The organism is Mycobacterium sp. NTMscope_MAC_12 (assembly GCF_976985675.1).
In genome coordinates, this window is sequence record NZ_CDRJYY010000001.1 from 907,930 (window position 1) to 927,943 (window position 20,014).

The window sequence follows — 20,014 nt, forward strand, 5'->3', positions numbered from 1 at the left end:
CGGCCAGCTTCACGCTCGACCAGCGGCTCGCCGCCGAGCCAAACCAGAACTAGATGCCCGACCCTGGGTTGAGGATGCCGAGCGGATCCAGCGCCTGCTTGATGCGCCGGTTGAGGTCCATCACGTCCGGCCCCAGATAGCCCGCCAGCCAGGGCCGCTTCAGCCGGCCGACGCCGTGCTCGCCGGTGATCGTGCCGCCGAGCCCCACGGCCAGATCCATGATCTCGCCGAACGCCAGGTGCGCGCGCTCGGTCATGTCGGCGTCGGCGGGGTCATAGACGATCAGCGGGTGGGTGTTGCCGTCGCCGGCGTGCGCGATCACCGAGATCATCAGGTCGCGTTCGGCGGCGATGCCCGCGATCCCGGTGACCAGCCGGCCGAGCGCCGGAAGCGGCACGCCTACGTCCTCGAGCAACAGCGATCCCTTGGCTTCGACGGCCGGGATGCAAAACCGCCGCGCGACGACGAACGCTTCGCCCTCATCGGGATCGTCGGTCGAAAACACTTCCGTCGCAGCGCTTTCCGCGAACACCTTGGCCATGATCTCGGCGTCCTCGCTACCGGCGCGGCCGCGCTCGTCGGACCCGGCCACCAGCATGGCCGCCGCCCCGCGATCCAGGTCCATGCGCAGGGTGTCTTCGACGGCGTTGATCGCCGTCGAATCCATGAACTCCAGCATCGACGGGCGAAGCCGCGCGGTGACGGCGAGCACCGCGTCGACCGCGTCCTGCACCGACGCGAAGCTGGCGACGACGATGCTGGACGCGTTCTGCTTGGGTACCAGCCGCAGCGTCACCTCCGTAACGACCCCCAGCGTGCCTTCGCTGCCGACGAAGAGCTTGGTCAACGACAGGCCCGCGACGTCCTTGAGTCGCGGCCCGCCCAACCGGACCGCGGTGCCGTCGGCCAGCACCACCTGCATGCCCAGCACATAGTCGGTGGTGACGCCGTACTTCACGCAGCACAGCCCGCCGGCGTTGGTGGCGATGTTGCCGCCGATGCTGCAGATCTCGAACGAGGACGGATCCGGCGGATACCACAGGCCGTGTTCGGCGGCGGCCTTTTTCACCTCCGCGTTGAACAGCCCGGGCTGACATACCGCGGTGCGGGTCACCGGGTCGACGGCGACGTCGCGCATCTTCTCCATCGAGAGCACGATGCCGTTATCCAGCGCGGTCGCCCCGCCGGACAAACCGCTGCCGGCGCCCCGGGGCACGACCGGAACCCGGTTCGCTGTGGCCCAGCGCAACACGGTCTGCACCTCTTCGGTGCGCCGCGGCCGGACCACGGCCAGCGGTTTGCCGGCCGAAGGGTCGAACGCGCGGTCCTGGCGATAGCCCTCGGTCACGGTGGGATCGGTGACGACCATCCCGTCGGGCAGGTCGGCGATCAGGCTGGCCAGGGCGTCGGAGCTCACGGCCCGATAGTAAGCCCGTGTCGCGGCCCCGGACGGCGCCCGGGTCGGCACGACGTGGCCGCTGAATGCAGGATGTTCATGTGCTCGACCACCCGCGTACCGGCCAGCCGTTCGACTCTCCGGTCGGCGCGGGCACCGGATGGCCGGGTGATCCGGCCACACCGCAGACCCCGGTAGCGGCCGATGCCGCCCAGGTCGTCGCGCTCGCGCAACGCGCCACCTCGATCCCCGAACTCGACGCCCTGGTCAGCGTGTGCCGGGCCTGCCCGCGGTTGGTCGATTGGCGCGAGGAGGTCGCGCTCATCAAACGGCGGGCCTTCGCCGACCAACCGTATTGGGGCCGGCCGGTGCCCAGCTGGGGAGCGGCGCGGCCCCGGCTGTTGATCGTCGGGCTGGCGCCCGCCGCGCACGGCGCCAACCGCACCGGCCGGATGTTCACCGGCGACCGCTCGGGCGACCAGTTGTACGCGGCGCTGTACCGGGCCGGACTGGTGAACCAGCCGACCAGCGTCGACGCCGCGGATGGCTTGCAGACCAAGCAGATTCGCATCGTCGCCCCGGTGCGGTGCGCGCCGCCCGCCAACGCCCCGACCCCGACCGAGCGGGACACCTGCTGGCCCTGGCTGCAAGCCGAATGGCAGCTGGTGGCCGACCACGTTCGCGTGGTCGTGGCCCTCGGAGGTTTCGGGTGGCAGATCGCGCTGCGGCTGCCGGGTCCCTCCGCTACAAGAGCGGGGCGCAAGCCCCGGTTCGGTCACGGCGTCGTTGCCGACCTGGCGCCCGGCGTGCGGTTGCTCGGCTGCTACCACCCGAGCCAGCAAAACATGTTCACCGGTAGGTTGACTCCAGCAATGCTTGACGACGTCTTCCGCGACGCGAAAGAACTGGCAGGGATCAAGTGAGCGAGGTTCTGGTTTCCGGTGCCAGCGTGGCGGGCACGGCGGCCGCGTTTTGGCTTGGGCGGCACGGCCATTCGGTGACGGTGGTGGAGCGTCATCGCGGGCCGCGCCCGGGCGGCCAGGCGATCGACGTGCGCGGCCCGGCGCTGACCGTACTCGACCGCATGGGGCTGCTGGCCGCCGCCGAGAAGCGCAGGACGCAAATCCGCGGCTCCTCCGTCGTCGACCGTGACGGCAATGAACTGTCCCGCGACACCGAGTCGACTCCGACCGGCGGACGCATCGACAGTCCCGACATCGAACTGCTGCGCGACGACTTGGTCGAATTGCTTTACGGCGCAAGCCAATGGACCACCGACTACCTTTTCGACGACAGCATCACCGCGCTGGAGGACGTTGGTGCGGCCGTCCGCGTCACCTTCGAGCGCGCCGCGCCACGCGAATTCGACCTCGTCATCGGTGCCGACGGATTGCACTCCAACGTACGGCGATTGGTGTTCGGGCCGGAGGAGAATTTCATCGAGCGGCTGGGCACGCACGCGGCGATCTTCACCGTGCCCAATTTCTTGGACCTGGATTACTGGCAGATGTGGCACTACGGGGACTCCACCATGGCGGGGATCTACAGCGCGCGTAACAACGCCGAGGCCCGGGCCATGTTGGGTTTCATGGAGCCAGAGCTGCGGATCGACTACCGCGACACCGAGGCCCAATTCGGCGAGCTGGAGCGGCGGATGGCCGGTGAAGGATGGATCCGCCCGCAACTGCTGGAGTACATGCGGACCGCGCCGGATTTCTACTTCGACGAGATGTCGCAGATCAAGATGGACCGCTGGTCACGCGGCCGGGTGGCGCTGGTCGGCGACGCCGGGTACTGCTGCTCGCCCCTGTCGGGTCAGGGAACCAGCGTCGCGCTGCTGGGCGCCTACGTGCTGGCCGGCGAGCTCAAGTCCGCCTCCCAGGACGGGACAGCCGATTACGAACGCGGATTCGCCGACTACCAGCGCGAGTTCGGTGACTACGTCCAGCGCAACCAGTGGCTGGTCGTGGACAACATTCCGGGCGGCGCACCGATTCCGCAAGAGGTGTTCGACCGTATCGTCTCCTCGATCACCCTCAAGGACTACTAGGGCGGGTTCGGGAACGTTTGCCGGGCCGCACACGTTGACGCCATCGTGCGTCTTTCCGTCCTTGATCTCATCCCGGTGCGCACCGACCAGACGACCGGCGACGCCCTGGCGGCCACCGTGCAGCTGGCGCAGGCCGCGGATCGGTTGGGCTTTACCCGCTACTGGGTCGCCGAGCACCACAACATGCCTTCGGTCGGCGCCACCAGCCCGCCGGTGGTGCTCGCCTATCTTGCCCCGCAGACCTCGCAGCTACGGCTCGGCTCGGGCGGGGTGATGCTGCCCAACCACGCGCCGCTGGCGGTGGCCGAACAATTCGCGCTGCTGGAGGCGGCCGCCCCGGGTCGCATCGACCTCGGCATCGGCCGGGCGCCGGGATCCGACCCGGTGACCTCATATGCGCTGCGGGGTGGGCATGACGGTCGGGACATCGAGAACTTCCCCGAATACCTCGACGACGTGGCGGCGCTGATGAGCGCGCGCGGCGTGCGGGTTGCGCTGCGCTCCGGCGACTACACGCTCAAGGCCACCCCGGCCGCCGCGACCGAACCGCGCCTGTGGCTACTGGGTTCGTCGATGTATTCGGCGCATCTGGCCGCCGCCAAGGGGTTGCCGTACGTCTTCGCACATCACTTCTCCGGCAGGGGAACCGAAGAGGCGCTCGAGGTTTACCGCTCCCGCTTCAAGCCCAGTGCCGTGGCCGCCGAGCCGCGGACGTTTTTGACGGTCAACGCGGCGGTGGCCGAAACCCGGGAGGAGGCAACGGCGTTGATGTTGCCCAACCTGCAGATGATGGCCAGGCTGCGCACCGGGCAGCCGCTTGGGCCGGTGCCGCTGGTGGAGGAGGCGGCGACGGCCGAGCTGACGGGACCGCAGCAGGGGATCGTCGAGAGTGGTCTGCGACGGGCCGTCCTGGGTGCGCCGGCGGAGGCCGCCGAGCAGATCCGGGCGCTTGCCAAAGGGTTCGGCGTCGACGAGGTGATGGTGAACCCGGTGGCTTCGGCCCGCCGCGGCACCGACCCCGACGCCGCACCGGCGCGCGTCGCGACGCTGGAGCTGCTGGCCAAAGAGTTGTTCTGAGCCCCGCTCAGGCCCGCGGGTTGGACTGGCTGGGGCGGGGTTCGGGTGCGTTGTCGGCCATCCAGTGCCGCAACTCTTCCGGAGGCATGGGCGGGCTGTGCACGAAACCCTGGGTGATCATGCAGCCATAGCGGTGCAGGGCGTTCAGCGTGGTCTCGTTTTCGACGCCCTCGGCGACCAGGTCGGCGCCCAGGTTGTGCGCGAGCGCCACGGTCGAGCGCACGATGGCGACCGATCGCGTGTCGTGGGCCAGGCGGGTTACGAAAATCCGGTCGAGTTTGAGCTCGTCGACCGAAACCTCTTGCAGGCGAGCCAATGACGACCAGCCGGTGCCGTAGTCGTCGATCGATATGCGAATTCCCAGGCGTTGCAATGCGGCGACGGTGTTGCGGGATCGCGCGGAATCCATCAGCGCGCTCTCGGTGATCTCGAGGATGAGCGCGTCTGCGGGCAGGTCATAATTTGCGAGCAGCCGCTCGACGGTACCGACGAGCTCGATGTCGAGCAGGTTGGTCGTCGACAGGTTCACCGCGACGGTGAGCGTGATGCCCTGCTCACGCCAGCACCGGACCTGTTTGAGAGCCATGCTCAGCGTGCGGTTGGAGATCTTGCGCATCAGTCCGGCGCGTTCGGCGATGGGCAGAACCTCCTCGGGCAGCAGGGTTCCGCGGGTGGGGTGCTGCCAGCGCAGCACCGCCTCGACGCTGTGAACGCTGCCGTCGCGCCCGTCGATCTTGGGTTGGTAGTGCAATCTCAGCTCGTCGGTGTCGAACAATGCCGTGCGCAGGTCCTCGATGAGGTCGGGGTCGTTGTTCCGATAAGCCTCGAACGACGAGTCGTACACCGCGATCTTGCTGCGGGCGGATTTGGCGTGCGCCATCGCGGTTTCGGCGCGGCTCAGCAGCTCCTGCGGGCGGTCGCAGTGGTCGGGACACAGCGCGATGGCGATGCGGCCTTCGACTTGGACGGTGATCGGATCCAGGGCGATCGGCTCGCTCAACGACTCCAGCAGCCGGCCCGCCTGGGCGCTGGCGGCGGTGAGGTTGGCCCCGTCCGAGAGCAGCACGGCGAATTGGTCATCACCGACCCGCGCAAGCATGTCGTCGCGGCGGACGCTGCCGGACAATCGGTTTGCGATATGGCACAGCAACTCATCGCCGAATTGGCGACCGATCGAGTCGGTGATCTCGCGAAAATCGCTGAGGCTCAACAACAACAATGCCCGCCGCGCGTGCGCTTTGCTTGGCAGCGACGACGGCCCCGGCGACGCCGAAGCGGGCAACGCGGTCAGCGCCGCCGCCAGTGAATGCCGGTTCGGCAGCGCGGTCAACTCGTCGGTCATGGCGTGCTTGCCGTGCGTGTGCAGCAGGCTCACGTCGCGGAAGGTCAGCGAGAACCGCCCCGTCGCCACGACCAGGCTCAACGCCGCCAGCGTCGCGGCTGGTCGCGAATGATGCGCCAGGACAATCACTCCCAGTGCGACAACCGAGGTCATCGCCGGGGTGATATACGGGCTGAATCGGTACTTGGGCAATGGCGCCGCCGGCGACGAAGGGGACCAGCTGGCCATCGCGATGAGTAACGACGACGCCGGCCAGCAGGCATCCAGCAAGGTGCCGACCCGATACGAGCCGGCGGTCGTCTGGAACAGATACGCCCCGTCCGCCACCGCAAACAAGACCAACCCGGCCACCAGCAGAGCCCAACGAAATTCATTGCGCCAACCGAGTATTGGCAACATGCCGGCGGCCAGGGCCAGGAGCACCAGGTCGATCCAGGGGTAGACCAGGCCCATCCAAACCGTCGCCGGTGTGCGTAACGTCGCCGCGCGCATGGGGCCCTCGGTCAAGGCCACGGCCACCGCCGCCAACGTCAGGGCGCACACCAGCGAGTCGAGCTGGATCGGGATCGGCAGCCGCTTGAACCGTGCCCGCATGAGCAGCAGCAGCCCCGCGTAGACCAAGGGGTAGTACGCCAAGTACACCGGGTCGGCCACCGACGGGGACCGACCGTTGGGCACCCACACGGCGTAGACGATGTCGCCCGCGGCCGAGAACGCCATAGCGGCGGCGATCAGTGACCACGCCAAGCGGTCGCCCGGGACGCGGCACACGCGAAGGGCAACCAGACCGGCCGCCAACACGTTCAGCGCCGAATACAGCGTCGTGGCCGAGAACATGCCATGTCCCGTATCCGGATGTACGACGCTGGACGCGGCGAAGGCGATCACCCCGATGGCCAGCACCGCGAAGCCGGCCTGGACAACGCTCGGCGGTCGACGGGGGGCTTGCGCGACATCGGCGGCGGGCGAGGTCGTGGGTGTTGTCGCGACGTCGGACACGGGCGGCGGCGGTGTCGCCTCGGCGCTGACGGCGACACGCGACGCAACCGCGGAATCCTGCGAACCGGGAGACGGCGGAAAGGCATACGGCAGCGGCCGGTCGGGCATGAAGCTGCGGATGCATTGCCCGCCTTCGCGTTTGGCGGCGTACATGGCGAGGTCGGCATGCCGCAGCAGCTGATCGACCGTGCAGGCCGACGCGCCGGTGCACACCGTGAATCCGATGCTGGGCCGGACGGTGATCGGAATGCCGTCGATCAGAATGGCCCCGGTGAAGGCGTCGAGGATCCGATGCGCGGCCGCCTGCGATTCCGTGACGGAAGCCTCGATGACGGCCGCGAATTCGTCGCCACCAAGGCGGGCGATGGTGCCGGCTTCCCCCAACGCCGCGGTGAGCCGCCCGGCCACCCGGATGAGGAGCTCGTCGCCGGCGGGATGCCCCAGGGCATCGTTGACCGCCTTGAAGTTGTCGAGGTCCAGGCACAACACCGCGATGGGCATGCCGTTGGGATGCCGGCGCGCCACCGCCTGTTCCAGGCGCTGCAGGAAGAGGGCCCGATTCGCCAGACCGGTCAGGTTGTCACGAAAAGCTTCCCGCGCGACTTCCGACAACAGATGCTGGTTGTCGACCAGGACGACGAATTGGCGGGCCAGGACGGCGGCCACCAGTACGCCCAGCGCGGCCAGCATGGGATCGTGCAGCGAATTTCCCGCCGCGTGTGCCCAGACCGCCGCGGCGGCGAGGATCAACGGCAAGTAGGGCAGCCACAGCCGGGCCCGGAATTCGATCTCATCCGGCGATGCCGGCGCGGGACCCTCGTGCACCGCGGACAGCGCCGCGAGCGCCAACAACGCCAGCCCGGCCACGCGGATCAGGTCACCGACACCGCCCGTGTGATAGCTGGCGATGCCGGTATAGAAGACCAGCGCCATGTCGGCGAGGCAGATGGTCGCGACGCCACCGGCGAGCAGGGTGCGGCTCGGCCGGTCACCGGGACGAGCCCGGGACAGCATCAGGATCGCCGTCGTCACCTGGATGATGTCGGCGAAGACCTCCGCCGAGGTCACCAGCCGTGCACCGGAATGCTTTTGCAGCTGCGCTTCGACCACGAACACCCAGGCGATGACGAACAGCGACGTCGCCACGATGAGACCGTCGAGAAGCAGACGCCGGGGACTGTTGCGAGACAACTGGGACAGCAGCACCAACGACGTCATGGCGCCGACCGGCCACAGCAGCAGCACGAACTCTGTCGCCGCGGGGTGGGTGGCGTGGTCGAATTCCGGCCGCACGTCATAAACCGCCCAGATGACCTCCCCGGCCGCCCAACCGAGCAGGGCCGCGACCAGCGCCAGCCAGCCGTATCGTTGCCGCGGGGGCTTGGAGCGGGCCGCGCGCCCGGCGTATGCCGCCGCGACGGCAAGGCACATCGCGATGACGAACCCATTGACCGGGTGCGTCCCGTACGGGCCGCGCCATCCCCAGAACGACGACAGCACGATCAACAACCCGGCTACGCCGTATACGGCGACGAGGAGCCACCCGGCGGGCGCGGGCACCCCCGACCGCCGCCACGGATTCACCGCCCGCCGTTTCATGCCGCTCCAGCCGCTCCCCTGCTGTGTGGTGAAAACGAACAACTTCACCACGAGTTACAGGGCATTAAACCGCTGCGGATGTGCGCTGAGTGTGGCTTTTGCCAGGTTGGTGCGGCCCCTGCCCACCGAGCGGCGGCGGGCGCCGAGCCTAGTCCGGCTGACTTGCGTCGATACGGGCCAGCGCGTTGCGCAGAATCTGGCCGGTGGCGTCGCGGTCCGGGTCGCGGCGCAGCAGCATTCCTTTGGCCACCGACAGCTTGTCGCCGTTGCGGCGCGGCAAGACGTGCAAGTGGATGTGGAACACCGACTGAAAGGCCGCGCTGCCGTCGTTGATGGCGATGTTGGTCGCGTCGGCCAATTCCGTCGTGCGCGCGGCCCGGGCGATGCGTTGGCCCAGGGTGACCATCCCGGCCAGCGTTTCCGGTGCGGTGTCGGTGAGGTCGACGCTGTGCCGCTTGGGCACCACCAGCGTGTGGCCGCGAGTGAACGGGCGGATGTCGAGGATCGCCAGGTAGTCGTCGTCTTCGTAGATCCGGATGGCCGGAGCTTCCCCGGCGACGACCGCACAGAACACGCAGGACATGTCGCCCACGGTACTTGTTGCTGCGCCGCAACCCCGCCGGGACCAGCCAGGGCCCGGCCCGTTTACGGGGTTACGCTGCCGCAGTGAGCGACGATCTCGCCTTCGCCGGCACGGCGGCGCAGGCGCGCATGCTGGCCAACGGTGAACTGACCGCACCGGAATTGCTCGAGGTCTACCTGGAGCGGATCGCGCAGCTGGACAGCCAGCTGCGGTGTTACCGCGTGGTGCTCGCCGACCAAGCCCGCTACGAGGCCGCCGTGGCGCAGGACCGCCTGGACGCGGGTGAACGGCTGCCGCTGCTCGGTGTGCCGATCGCGATCAAAGACGACGTCGACGTGGCCGGGGAGGTGACGACCTTCGGTAGCGGCGGGCACCGGCCTGCGGTGAGCTCCGACGCGGAGGTGGTGCGGCGGTTGCGCGCCGCGGGCGCCGTCATCGTCGGCAAAACCAATGTGCCCGAGCTGATGATGCTGCCGTATACCGAGTCGCTGACGTTCGGAGCTACCCGCAATCCGTGGGATCCCAGGCGCACGCCGGGCGGCAGCAGCGGCGGCAGCGCCGCCGCGGTCGCGGCCGGGCTGGCTCCGCTGGCGTTGGGGTCCGACGGGGGCGGGTCGATTCGCATCCCGGCGACCTGGTGCGGCGTGTTCGGCCTGAAGCCGCAACGCGATCGGGTGTCGCTGGAACCCCACGACGACGCCTGGTACGGGTTGAGCGTCAACGGCCCGATCGCCCGCACGGTGATCGACGCGGCCTTGTTCCTGGACGCGACCTCGACGGTGCCCGGCCCGGAGGGGGAGTTCGTGGCCGCGGCGACGCGCAGCCCCGGCCGGCTACGAATTGCGTTGAGCACCAAGGTCCCAACGCCGCTGCCGGTTCGGGTCGGCAAGCGAGAGTTGGCCGCGGTCGACCAGGCCGGCGCGTTGCTTCGCGATCTCGGGCATGACGTCATCACGGCCGACCCGGAATATCCGGCCTCGGCGATCCTCACCAACTACCTGCCCCGCTACTTGCGCGGCATCTGCGACGACGCGGACGCCCTGGCTCATCCGGAACGCTTGGAATCACGCACCCGCAACATGGCCCGCTTGGGATCGTTCTTCTCGGACCGCCGGATGGAGTCCCTCCGGGCGGCCGAAGGAGCCGTGGTCTCGCGGATCCAGGCGATCTTCGACGATGTCGACGTCGTCGTCACGCCCGGAACAGCAACGGGCCCATCCCGTATCGGCGCCTATCAACGGCGCGGTGCCGTGTCGACACTGCTGAGAGTGGGGCAATACGTTCCCTACCAACAGGTCTGGAACCTGACCGGACAGCCCGCGGCGGTGGTTCCGTGGGACTTGGACGCAGACGGTATGCCGATGTCGGTGCAACTCGTCAGCCGGCCTTATGACGAAGCGACGCTGTTGTCGCTGTCGGCGCAGATCGAAGCCGCTCGACCGTGGGCCCTTCGCCGGCCGCCGGTGTCATAAGAGCGGCCCAGCCTCCGCGATCGGCTGGATCTACGCGCGCCGACCCGCTTCGCCCGGCGGCGCCTCCGCGATCACTGCCCACGCCGCGAGCTTCGCGCCCGGCCGCATCACGTGGGCCGGGCTGGTCGACGGCAGCCGGGTGCACCGGATCTCGCTAGGCGATGCCACCCGCCTGCGGTAGAGCTCCGCGGCCTTGACGCCGTTGAAGTACACCGTCGTGAGGGCGGGGTAGTCGGCGAACAGCTCGCCGAAGTCGTTGACCGCCAGGCTGGTTGGGTCGATGGCTGAGTCGGAACTGCCGCGGCGACGACACGCGTGAAGCACATCCCAGAGCGCAATTCCGTGGGATTGCAGTTCGGCCAGGCGCCTGTCGTAGGGCGCGGCGGTATCGAAGCCGAAGAGCTCGCCGGTGATCGACCAGAACGCGTTGCGCGGATTGGCGTAGTACTGGCCCGCCACCAGTGATTGCGCACTGGGAAACGATCCCAGGATCAACGTCCTGGCGCGCTCGTCGATGACCGGCGGGAATCCCCGCAGCAACGGTGTGCTCATCACCCCACATCATGACGCCCCCGCGTTGTACGTTGGCGACGTGCACGACGGGGACGACCACACCATCGAAGACCTGCTCGAAGGGCTCGAGGGAACCGCGCGCACGGAACGGGCCGAACTGGTGCAGTGGCTGCTCGAACAGGGCATCACCGCCGAGGAGATCCGGGCGACCAATCCGCCTCTGTTGCTGGCCACCCGCCACATCATCGGCGACGACGGCACGTACGTGTCGACGCGGGAGATCAGCGAAACCCACGGCATCGACCTGGGATTGCTGCAGCGAGTGCAGCGCGCCATCGGTCTGGTCCGCGTCGACGACCCCGACGCGGCCGTTCACATGCGCGCCGACGGCGAGGCCGCCGCCTTCACCCAGCGGTTCGTCGAGCTGGGACTGGACCCCGAGCACGTGGTTCTCGTGGTTCGGGTGCTCGCCGAAGGTCTGTCGCGCACCGCCGAGGTGATGCGGTATTCGGCGCTTTCGGCGATCATGCGCCCGGGTGCCAGCGAGCTCGAAATCGCCCAAGCGTCAAAGGCTTTGGTGACCAAAATCGCGCCCATGGTGGGCCCGATGATCCAGCACATGTTGTTCATGCAGCTGCGCCACATGCTGGAGACTGAAGCGGTCAACGCCGCGGAGCGCGCCGCCGGCGAGCCGCTGCCGGGCGCGCGCCAAATCAGCGTCGCCTTCGCCGACCTGGTCGGCTTCACCCGGATCGGTGAGGCGGTCACGCCCGAAGAGCTGGGGCATTTGGCCAACCGGCTGGCCATCCTCGCCCGCGACATGACCGTTCCTCCGGTGCGTTTCATCAAGACCATCGGTGACGCGGTGATGTTCGTCTGCCCCGAGCCGCAACCGTTGCTCGACGTCGTCGTGAAACTAGTCGAAGCGGTCGATTCCGACAACGACTTCCCTCGGTTGCGGGCGGGCGTGGCCTCCGGCATGGCGGTGAGCCGGGCGGGCGATTGGTTCGGCAGTCCGGTCAACGTGGCGAGCCGTGTCACGGGCGTGGCGCGCCCGGGCACGGTGCTGGCGGCGGATTCGGTGTGGGACGTCATTGGGGAGCGCGGTGAGTTTTCGGCATCGTTCGCGGGTTCCCGCCACCTCAAGGGCATCAAGGGCGAGGTCAAACTGTTCCGCATCCGGCGGGGCGACGCCGACGACTGACGGCCGCGGCGGTGCCGGTATGGGCAGGCCCGGTGCGACTCTAGGGGGCGTCTGACTCCGTCTTACGCGTGTCCTACGCGGCCGGATTCCTACCCCGTGTTCCGGCACTTCGAATTGGTCGCTTCCCGGGCCTGCTTCGCTACCCAAAATACGCCGTCGAACAGCCCGGATCAACGGTTTTTCGGGTCCGGCGACGAGATCGGCGGCCGGTCGCCTTCAGCTCCCGGCGAACGCCTGTTCCGTTTCAAGTGCAACGGTGTAATCATGTAATCATGAAGGCTCATCACGCACACGGGCGGCGCTACGGCCGCCCCGGGGGCTGGCAGCAAGCCCAGCAACCCGACGCCGGCGACGCCGCGGAATGGTTCGCCGGACGTCTACCGGAGAAGTGGTTCGACGGCGACCCCACGGTGATCGTCGACCGCGAAGAGATCACCGTCATCGGAAAGCTCGCGGACACGGCGAGCGCCGAAGGTGGGGAGAGCGAGGCCCGCGCGGCCGGGCGGGCGTCACGATTCCGCGAGGAAACGCGCTCCGAACGGATGCATATCGCCGACGAAGCCCAGGATCGCTACGGACGCAAGGTTTCCTGGGGCGTCGACGTCGCCTCCGCATCCGGCACGGAACGAATCCTGTTCACCCACATCGCAGTACCCGTCATGACCCGGCTGAAGCAACCAGAACGTCAGGTGCTCGACACGTTGGTCGATGCCGGCGTCGCACGGTCCCGCGCCGACGCGCTGGCGTGGTCGGTGAAGCTGGTCGGTGAACATGCCGAGGAGTGGCTGGCCAAATTGCGCGACGCGATGACGGCGGTCGACGACCTGCGCGCGCAGGGCCCCGATCTGCAGTCATAGCAATCCCACAGCGCCCCAACGGCATTGGCGCGCAACCGCGTGCTACTCGTTGTCGATCCTGGCGACGATCTTGTCCGCGATCTGGCCGCCTTGATCGCTGATGTGGTACCCGCACGCATTGATATCGACGATCACGTTGTTGGCCACGCTCAGCGCGCGCTGACACTCCCAGCCGTCGGCGCCTTCCTGGGTGTCCATCAGCGTGATCTTCGGCGGACCGCCTTGCACCTGAGCGAACGTCCACCGGTATGTCTTGCTCTTGTTCGTGACGGTGACCGTCTTGCCCGCGCAGCCCTTCCACTTCTCCGCCGAGTTCTCCAGGAAGCTCTTGGCCTTGTCGGCGGACGGGAACAGCACGACCGCTTGGTTGAGCCAGTGGTCGTAGTTGTCGCCCGGCTCCGAGGACACCAGTCCGCTCACCGAGGTGTAGCCGGTGCCCGCGTACACCGGATCCTGGGTCGTGTAGAGCGCGCCCTGGCAGTCGGGCGTCGACACCGTCACCGACGAACTGTCCGTTGACGTAATGGGTTTGCCCGGCTGCATCGTCGACGAGCCCATCACGGCGTTGATGTCGGACGGGCTGAGCAGCAGGGCGCTGAGACGGTCGGCCGCCAGCGGGGCGGCAGGTGGCGGTTCCGGATCGGGCCGCACGGCGAGCCAGATGCCCAACCCGCTCCCGAGGAGAACAAACACCACGGCAACGGCCACTATGACGGGCCAGACGTTGCGGCGCGGCCTGGGTGGGGGCGGACCCCAGGGAGCCGCGTTGGCGAACTGCGGAGGAGGGGCGCCCCAATTGGCGCTGCCGCCTTGGTAATACGGCGCCCCGAGTGGCGACGGCGGCGGGGTATTGAAAGCGGGCTGGTACGGCGGGGGAGGCGGTACCGGCGGCGCCGGAGCGGTGTTCTGCCGGGCATCGGCGTTGCCGGCCGTGGGCAGTGCGGCTTCCTGGCTGCGACGCAAAATGGTGGCTGCGCGGTCTCGATCGGGATTGCTCAGCGCCTGCTTGGCGGCCAGCGCGAGGTCACCCGCGCTCGCGTAACGGTCCTCGGGCTTTTTCGCCATGCCGCGCGCGATCACCGCATCGAAGGCCCTGGGAATATCCGGGCGCTGCCGGCTGGGCGCGGGAATGGGGTCCCTCATGTGGGCGGAGACCAGCACGCCGGCGCTGTCGGCCCGATACGGCGGGGACCCGGTCAGGCATTCGAACAACACACACGCCAGCGCGTAGATATCGGCACGGTAGGTGACCTCAGCATCGGAAAACCGTTCGGGCGCCATGTATTTCCAGGTCCCGACCGCGGTGCCGAGCTGGGTGAGTTTTTCGTCGGTGGTCGCGCTGGCGATGCCGAAGTCGACGAGGTAGGCGAAGTCGTCGCTGGTGACCAGGATGTTTTGCGGTTTGACGTCGCGGTGCATGACACCGGCGGCGTGCGCGGCATCGAGAGCGGCGGCGATCTGTGTGATGATGGCGACCGCGCGTGGCGGGGCCAGCGGGCCGAAGCGTTTGAGCACGCTGTCCAGGTCGGTGCCCTCGACCAGGCGCATCTCCAAAAAGATCTGGCCGTCGATTTCACCGTAGTCGTGCACGGGCACCACGTGGGGTTCCTGCAAACGGCCGGCGGTGCGGGCCTCACGTTTCATCCGCTCGCGAAAGACGGGGTCTCTGCTGAAGCTTTCCGAGAGAAGTTTGACCGCCACGGTCCACTCCTTGACGGTGTGTTCGGCCTCGTAGACCTCACCCATCCCACCGCGGCCCAGCAGCCGTTTCAGGTGGTAGGGGCCGAACATCGACCCCGCCCGTGAGGCCTGCTCGTCGCTCATTCCTCATCCTTCCAACCCGACCCCGCACCCGCCGGTCCCATGACGATGTCTGCGGGCGGACGCACGATCGTGACCCATGACCGAGCAATCATGACGGTAAGCGCCCACCCGCCCCGGCGCACGATAACGGCGACAATCGCCGGGCACGCCCTGCGCGGCAGGGCGCCCGCACTTCCTAGGCCTCGTTTTGGCCGTTACCGGCTATCTGGAAGGTGAATTCGTGGTCGCAGATGCGGATACGGTCACCATTCCGCAGGCTGGCGGCTGCGACGATTCGCCGGTTCTGCACGTGCACCCCGTTCGAGGACCGCAGGTCGTTGATCATGTAGCTGCTTCCTGTGTCGACGATGACGGCGTGGTGCCGGCTGACTTCAGGGGAGTCGAGGACGATGTCGTTGCCGCCAAGGCGCCCAATCGTTGTCGACGCGTGGAGCGGATACCGGCGCCCGGACGCGTCGTGCAGATGCGCGACCGCCTTCCGGTCGGATGCCACGGTGTATTGCTCGAGCACGGTGATCGTGGCCGCCGCGGTCGTCATGGCGTTCTTCTTGGCGTCCAGCGGTTCCTGGCGCAGGATCCGGTCGTTGAGGGTGCGCAAGTTTTGGCCGGGGTCGATCCCGAGGTCATCGGCGAGCGATCTCTGCACGCGCCGGTAGGCCGCCAGCGCGTCGGACTGGCGGTCGGTGAGGTAGTAGGCCGTCATCAACTGAGCCCACAGCCGCTCGCGGTACGGGTGTTCCCGGGTCAGCGCTTCCAGTTCGGTGATGACGGTAAATGCTCGCCCGCAAGCTATTTCGGCCTCGGCCTTCGCCGTGTGGGCCAGGATCTTCTCCTCGACGAGGGAGGTGGCGAACGCGTCGACGAACCGAAAGTCCGCCAGGTCCTCGAGCACCGGGCCGCGCCATTGGGCCAGCGCGGCCGATAGGTGCTGACTGGCGTGTTCGAACCGGCCGGAGGCCGCCGCGTGCACCCCGGCGGCGTTCTCGGCGATGAACCGGCCGAGATCGCATGCGTCTTTGGGGACATTGAGCCGATAACCCGGCGGCGCGGCGACCAACACCGCGCGCGGGTCGACCCCGGCGCCGGCTAGCAGCTTGCGCAGGTTGGACACGTAGGAGTGGATGCTGGCTCGCGCCCCCGACGGCGGCGACTCGTCCCACAGGGCGGTGATCAACCGGTCGACGCCGACCGGGTTGTTGCGGTTCATCAGCAGCATGGCCAGCACCGCCCGCTGCTTGGGCGTGCCCAACGGAATTAGGACGCCGTCGACGCTGCACTCCAACGGTCCGAGTAGCCGGAAGTCGAGATGTTTGTCGGTCATCGCGCCTACCAGCCTTTCGCGTCCGCGGCGCGGGGGGCGGTTGTCATGCCCGGGTCATCGCGTAGTAGGCGCCGCGGCGGGCCAGCAGTTCGGCGTGGTTGCCTTGTTCGACGATCCGGCCGGCCTCGACCACCAGGATCCGGTCGGCGTCGCGGATCGTCGAAAGACGATGCGCGATAATGAAACTCGTCCGATCTCGGCGCAGTTCGCACATCGCGTGCTGGATGTGGGCCTCGGTGCGGGTGTCGACCGAGCTGGTCGCCTCGTCCAGGATCAGCAGCTGCGGGCGGGCGAGGAATGCGCGCGCGATGGTGATGAGTTGTTTTTCGCCGGCGCTGATGTTGGCGCCGTCGCCGCTGACCCGGGTTTGGTAGCCGCGCGGCAACGACCGCACGAACCGGTCGACGTAGGCCGCTTCGGCGGCCGCCACCACCTCGTCGTCGCCCGCCTCGGGGCGCCCGTAGGCGATGTTCTCCGCGATGGTGCCGTCGAAGAGCCAGGTGTCCTGCAGCACCATGCCGATCCGCGACCGCAGCGAACGCCGGTCCAATGTGGTGATGTCCACCCCGTCGATGAGGATCTGGCCGGAGTCGACGTCATAGAACCGCATCAACAGGTTCACCAGCGTGGTCTTGCCGGCCCCGGTCGGTCCGACGATCGCTACCGTGCTACCGGGCTCGGCCACCAGCGACAGGTCGTCAATCACCGGGGCGCCGGGGCGATAGGCGAAGCTGACGTGCGCGAATTCGACGCGCCCGCCAGACCGCGGGGCGCCGTCGGTGGGCGGCGGGGGCCCGGCGGGGTCGGGATCCTGCGATTCTTCGGGTTCGTCGAGCAGGGCGAAGACGCGTTCGGCGCTGGCCACCCCGGACTGCAGGGTGTTGTACATCCCGGCCAGTTGGCTCAGGGGCGAATTGAACTGCCGCACATATTGAATGAAAGCCTGGATGTTGCCCAGGGTGATGTGGCCGGTGGCCACCTGCAGGCCCCCCACCACGGCGACGGCGACGTAGCCGAGGTTGCCGATGAACGTCGTCGCGGGCGCCACCAGCCCGGAGAAGAACTGGGCGCCGAAACTGCTCCGGTAGACGTCGTCGTTGAGGGCGCGGAACTGCTCCCGGGCCGCGGCCTGGGAGCCGAACGTCTTCACCACCGTGAACCCGCTGTAGGTTTCCTCGATGTGGGCGTTGAGGCGCCCGATGCTCGTCCACTGGGTGAGGAACAGGCGCTGCGAACGTTGGGCGATCGCCCGCGTCGCCAGCAGCGACAGCGGCACCGTCAGCACCGTGATCCCCACCAGCAGTGGCGAAATGGACAGCATCATCGCCAGCACCGCCACCACGGTGAGCACCGATGTCAGCAGCTGGCTAACCGTCATCGACAGTGACGATTGGACGTTGTCGATGTCGTTGGTGACCCGGCTGAGCAGCTCGCCGCGCTGGCGTCCGTCGAAGTACGACAACGGCAATCGGTGGATCTTGTCCTCGACATCGGAGCGCAGCGCCACCATGGTGCGCTGCACGGTGAGGTTGAGCAGCCGGGCTTGCGCCCAAATCAACACCGAGGCAACGAGATAGAGGGCCAGCGCCAGCGTCAGGGTCCGCGCGACCGCCCCGAAGTCCACGCCGTGGCCGGGCACCACGTTCATCCCGGACAGCAAGTCGGCGAAGGTGTCCTCGCCTCGGCCGCGCGCGGCGGAGACGGCTTGTGCCTTGCTGATCCCGGCGGGAAGCTGCCGCCCGATGACGCCGTTGAACAGCAGATCGGTGGCATGGCCGAGGATCCGTGGAACGATCACGCCGATCGCGGTGCCCGCGATGCCCAGCGTAATCACCCCGATGCTCAGCCCGCGTTGTGGCGCAAGTTGTTTCACCAACCGGGCGGCCGAACCCCAGAAATCGCGGGACGCCCCGGCCGGCGCCGCGCCGCGGGTCGCGGTGTTGGTCATTGCGCGCCCCCGACTTGCCCTGATGGCAGGGCGCCCACCGCTTGCGAGTCGGCGAATTCCGCGTAGGTGGGGCACTCGGTGAGCAGCGACTCATGCGTGCCGGCGCCCACCAGTCTTCCGCCGTCGACGACGAGCACCTGGTCGGCCTGGGCGGCAGTCGAAACCCGTTGAGTGACAACGATGACGGTGGCTTCGCCCGATAGGTGTTCGAGGGCGGCGCGCACTCGGGCATCGGTGTGCACATCGAGGGCGCCGAAGGAGTCGTCGAACAGATAGATGGTGGGGCGGCGGATGACCGCGCGGGCGATGGCGAGTCGTTGCCGCTGCCCGCCCGAAAAGTTGATGCCGCCCTGGGCCACCCGCATGTGCAGCCCGTCATGGTGTGCGCGCACGAACCCGTCGGCGTCGGCCACCCGCAACGCTTCCCACATGTCCTCGTCGGTGATGTCCTGCCCCGGGGCGGCGCCGTACCGCAGGTTGTCGGCGACCGTCCCGGAAAAGAGGTAGCCGCGCTGGGGGACCAGACCGATCGCCGACCACAGCCGCTCGGTGTGGTAATCGCGGACGTCGATGCCGTCGATCAGGACAGCTCCGCCGGTCACGTCGTAGAGCCGGCAGATCAGGGAGATCAGCGTCGACTTGCCCGAGCCCGTGCCGCCGACGATCGCGGTGGTGGTTCCGGGCCGGGCGCAAAACGAGATACCTTGCAGCACGGGGCGATCGGCGCCCGGGTAGGTGAATGTGGCGCCATCGAGGCGGACCACGCCGGTGATGCCGCCCGGGGGAGATGTTGGGCTCGGTGGGTCGGTGACGGCGGGACGGGTGGAGAGCACCTCGGTGATCCGCTCGGCGCATACCGACGCTCGCGGCAGCACCACCAGCGTCATCGTCGCCATCAACACGGCCATCAGGATCTGGGTGAAGTACGCCAAAAATGCGGTCAACGAGCCGACCTGCATTTGGCCGCGATCGATGCGCAGCCCGCCGAACCAGATCAGCGCGACGCTGGACACGTTGATGGTCAGCGTGGTCACCGGCAGCATCAACGCCTGCCAGTTGCCCGCCGTCAGTGCGGTATTCGACAGCGCGGTGTTGGCCCGCGCGAAGCGGTCACGCTCAAAACCTTCCCGCGCGAACGCCCGGACCACCCGGACGCCGGCCAGCTGGTCCCGCATCACCCTGTTGATGCCGTCGATCAGGCCCTGCATCCTGCGGAACAGGGGCAGCATGTGCGACATCACCCAGTAGTTGGCCACCGCCATGATCGGCACGCTGACGAGCAACAGCCACGTCAGCGCCGCCTCCTGGTGAATGGCCATGACGATTCCGCCGAGGCACATGATCGGGGCCGTCACGAGCACGGTGCCCGTGATCTGGACCAGGTACTGGATTTGCCGCACGTCGTTGGTGCTGCGCGTCAGCAACGTCGGCGCGCCGAACCGGGCGCTCTCACGCTCGGAAAAGGTGACGACGTGTTCGAACATCGCCGCGCGCAGATCGCGACCGAAGCCCATCCCGGTCCGGGAGCCGAAATAGGTCGCCCCGACCGAACACAACACCTGCAACCCGGTGGCCCCGAGCATCACGATGCCGAGCCTGACGATCGTGGCGGTGTCGCCCTTGGCCACACCCTCGTCGATGATGGCGGCGTTGACGGTCGGCAGGTACAGCGACGCGAGGTTGCTGATCAGCTGCAGCACCATCAGCACCGCGACCAGCCGGCGGTACGGCTGGATGTACTGGCGCAGCAGTGCCAGGAGCATGGGGTAACTGTCGCACACCGGCGGCCCGGTCGTCCGCGCCAACCGCCGACGGCCAACGCCCGCACG

14 protein-coding genes are annotated in these 20,014 nt (G+C 68.1%); 6 read left to right on the forward strand and 8 right to left on the reverse strand.

The window, feature by feature from the left end; all coding sequences use genetic code 11:
• Nucleotides 1-49 precede the first annotated feature (49 nt).
• A complete protein-coding gene (locus AC0KS4_RS04355; RefSeq protein ID WP_238958101.1) occupies nucleotides 50-1,417 on the reverse strand; it encodes an FAD-binding oxidoreductase in 1,368 nt (455 codons plus the stop codon).
• Between the two features lie 65 nt (nucleotides 1,418-1,482).
• Between AC0KS4_RS04355 and AC0KS4_RS04360 the strand changes: the two genes are divergently transcribed.
• From AC0KS4_RS04360 to AC0KS4_RS04370, 3 genes are read left to right on the forward strand one after another with little or no spacing between them, the layout of a single operon-like run.
• Nucleotides 1,483-2,319, forward strand: coding sequence for a uracil-DNA glycosylase (locus AC0KS4_RS04360; RefSeq protein WP_238958100.1), 837 nt, complete (start codon nucleotides 1,483-1,485; stop codon nucleotides 2,317-2,319).
• A complete protein-coding gene (locus AC0KS4_RS04365; RefSeq protein ID WP_238958099.1) occupies nucleotides 2,316-3,446 on the forward strand; it encodes an FAD-binding protein in 1,131 nt (376 codons plus the stop codon). Before AC0KS4_RS04360 ends, AC0KS4_RS04365 begins: the two co-directional genes overlap by 4 nt.
• Before the next feature lie 45 nt (nucleotides 3,447-3,491).
• Nucleotides 3,492-4,523, forward strand: coding sequence for an LLM class flavin-dependent oxidoreductase (locus tag AC0KS4_RS04370; RefSeq protein WP_238958098.1), 1,032 nt, complete (start codon nucleotides 3,492-3,494; stop codon nucleotides 4,521-4,523).
• 7 nt (nucleotides 4,524-4,530) lie between these two features.
• Here AC0KS4_RS04370 and AC0KS4_RS04375 read toward each other — a convergent pair whose 3' ends face one another.
• Nucleotides 4,531-8,463: a bifunctional diguanylate cyclase/phosphodiesterase gene (locus AC0KS4_RS04375; RefSeq protein ID WP_238958381.1), complete on the reverse strand. Its 3,933-nt coding sequence runs from the start codon at nucleotides 8,461-8,463 to the stop codon at nucleotides 4,531-4,533.
• 148 nt (nucleotides 8,464-8,611) lie between these two features.
• Nucleotides 8,612-9,046, reverse strand: a complete 435-nt coding sequence (locus AC0KS4_RS04380; RefSeq protein WP_225329968.1) for an HIT family protein — start codon at nucleotides 9,044-9,046, stop codon at nucleotides 8,612-8,614.
• Between the two features lie 83 nt (nucleotides 9,047-9,129).
• On the opposite strand from AC0KS4_RS04380, the gene AC0KS4_RS04385 reads away from it, so the two are divergent.
• Entirely contained in the window at nucleotides 9,130-10,518 is a 1,389-nt protein-coding gene (locus tag AC0KS4_RS04385; RefSeq protein WP_308193105.1) for an amidase, read from the forward strand.
• Nucleotides 10,519-10,548: 30 nt separating this feature from the next.
• On the opposite strand, the gene AC0KS4_RS04390 is transcribed toward AC0KS4_RS04385, so the two are convergent.
• Nucleotides 10,549-11,070, reverse strand: coding sequence for a DNA-deoxyinosine glycosylase (locus tag AC0KS4_RS04390; RefSeq protein WP_238958097.1), 522 nt, complete (start codon nucleotides 11,068-11,070; stop codon nucleotides 10,549-10,551).
• Here AC0KS4_RS04390 and AC0KS4_RS04395 point away from each other — a divergent pair.
• Together AC0KS4_RS04395 and AC0KS4_RS04400 are read left to right on the forward strand one after the other, a co-directional pair.
• Nucleotides 11,033-12,235: an adenylate/guanylate cyclase domain-containing protein gene (locus AC0KS4_RS04395; protein WP_238958096.1), complete on the forward strand. Its 1,203-nt coding sequence runs from the start codon at nucleotides 11,033-11,035 to the stop codon at nucleotides 12,233-12,235. The genes AC0KS4_RS04390 and AC0KS4_RS04395 overlap by 38 nt on opposite strands.
• 272 nt (nucleotides 12,236-12,507) lie before the next feature.
• Nucleotides 12,508-13,092: a hypothetical protein gene (locus AC0KS4_RS04400; RefSeq protein WP_238958095.1), complete on the forward strand. Its 585-nt coding sequence runs from the start codon at nucleotides 12,508-12,510 to the stop codon at nucleotides 13,090-13,092.
• Between the two features lie 42 nt (nucleotides 13,093-13,134).
• On the opposite strand, the gene AC0KS4_RS04405 is transcribed toward AC0KS4_RS04400, so the two are convergent.
• The 4 genes from AC0KS4_RS04405 to AC0KS4_RS04420 form a co-directional block, all read right to left on the reverse strand.
• Nucleotides 13,135-14,916: a serine/threonine-protein kinase PknH/PknJ gene (locus tag AC0KS4_RS04405; RefSeq protein WP_238958094.1), complete on the reverse strand. Its 1,782-nt coding sequence runs from the start codon at nucleotides 14,914-14,916 to the stop codon at nucleotides 13,135-13,137.
• A gap of 175 nt (nucleotides 14,917-15,091) precedes the next feature.
• Complete coding sequence (locus AC0KS4_RS04410) at nucleotides 15,092-16,237, reverse strand: BTAD domain-containing putative transcriptional regulator (RefSeq protein ID WP_425326370.1); 1,146 nt, start codon at nucleotides 16,235-16,237, stop codon at nucleotides 15,092-15,094.
• A 43-nt stretch (nucleotides 16,238-16,280) separates the two neighbouring features.
• Nucleotides 16,281-18,185 (reverse strand): ABC transporter ATP-binding protein, encoded by a 1,905-nt coding sequence (locus AC0KS4_RS04415; RefSeq protein WP_238958093.1) that lies wholly within the window; start codon nucleotides 18,183-18,185, stop codon nucleotides 16,281-16,283.
• Nucleotides 18,182-19,948: an ABC transporter ATP-binding protein gene (locus tag AC0KS4_RS04420; protein ID WP_238958092.1), complete on the reverse strand. Its 1,767-nt coding sequence runs from the start codon at nucleotides 19,946-19,948 to the stop codon at nucleotides 18,182-18,184. The genes AC0KS4_RS04415 and AC0KS4_RS04420 overlap by 4 nt, the downstream gene beginning before the upstream one ends.
• Nucleotides 19,949-20,014: the final 66 nt, after the last annotated feature.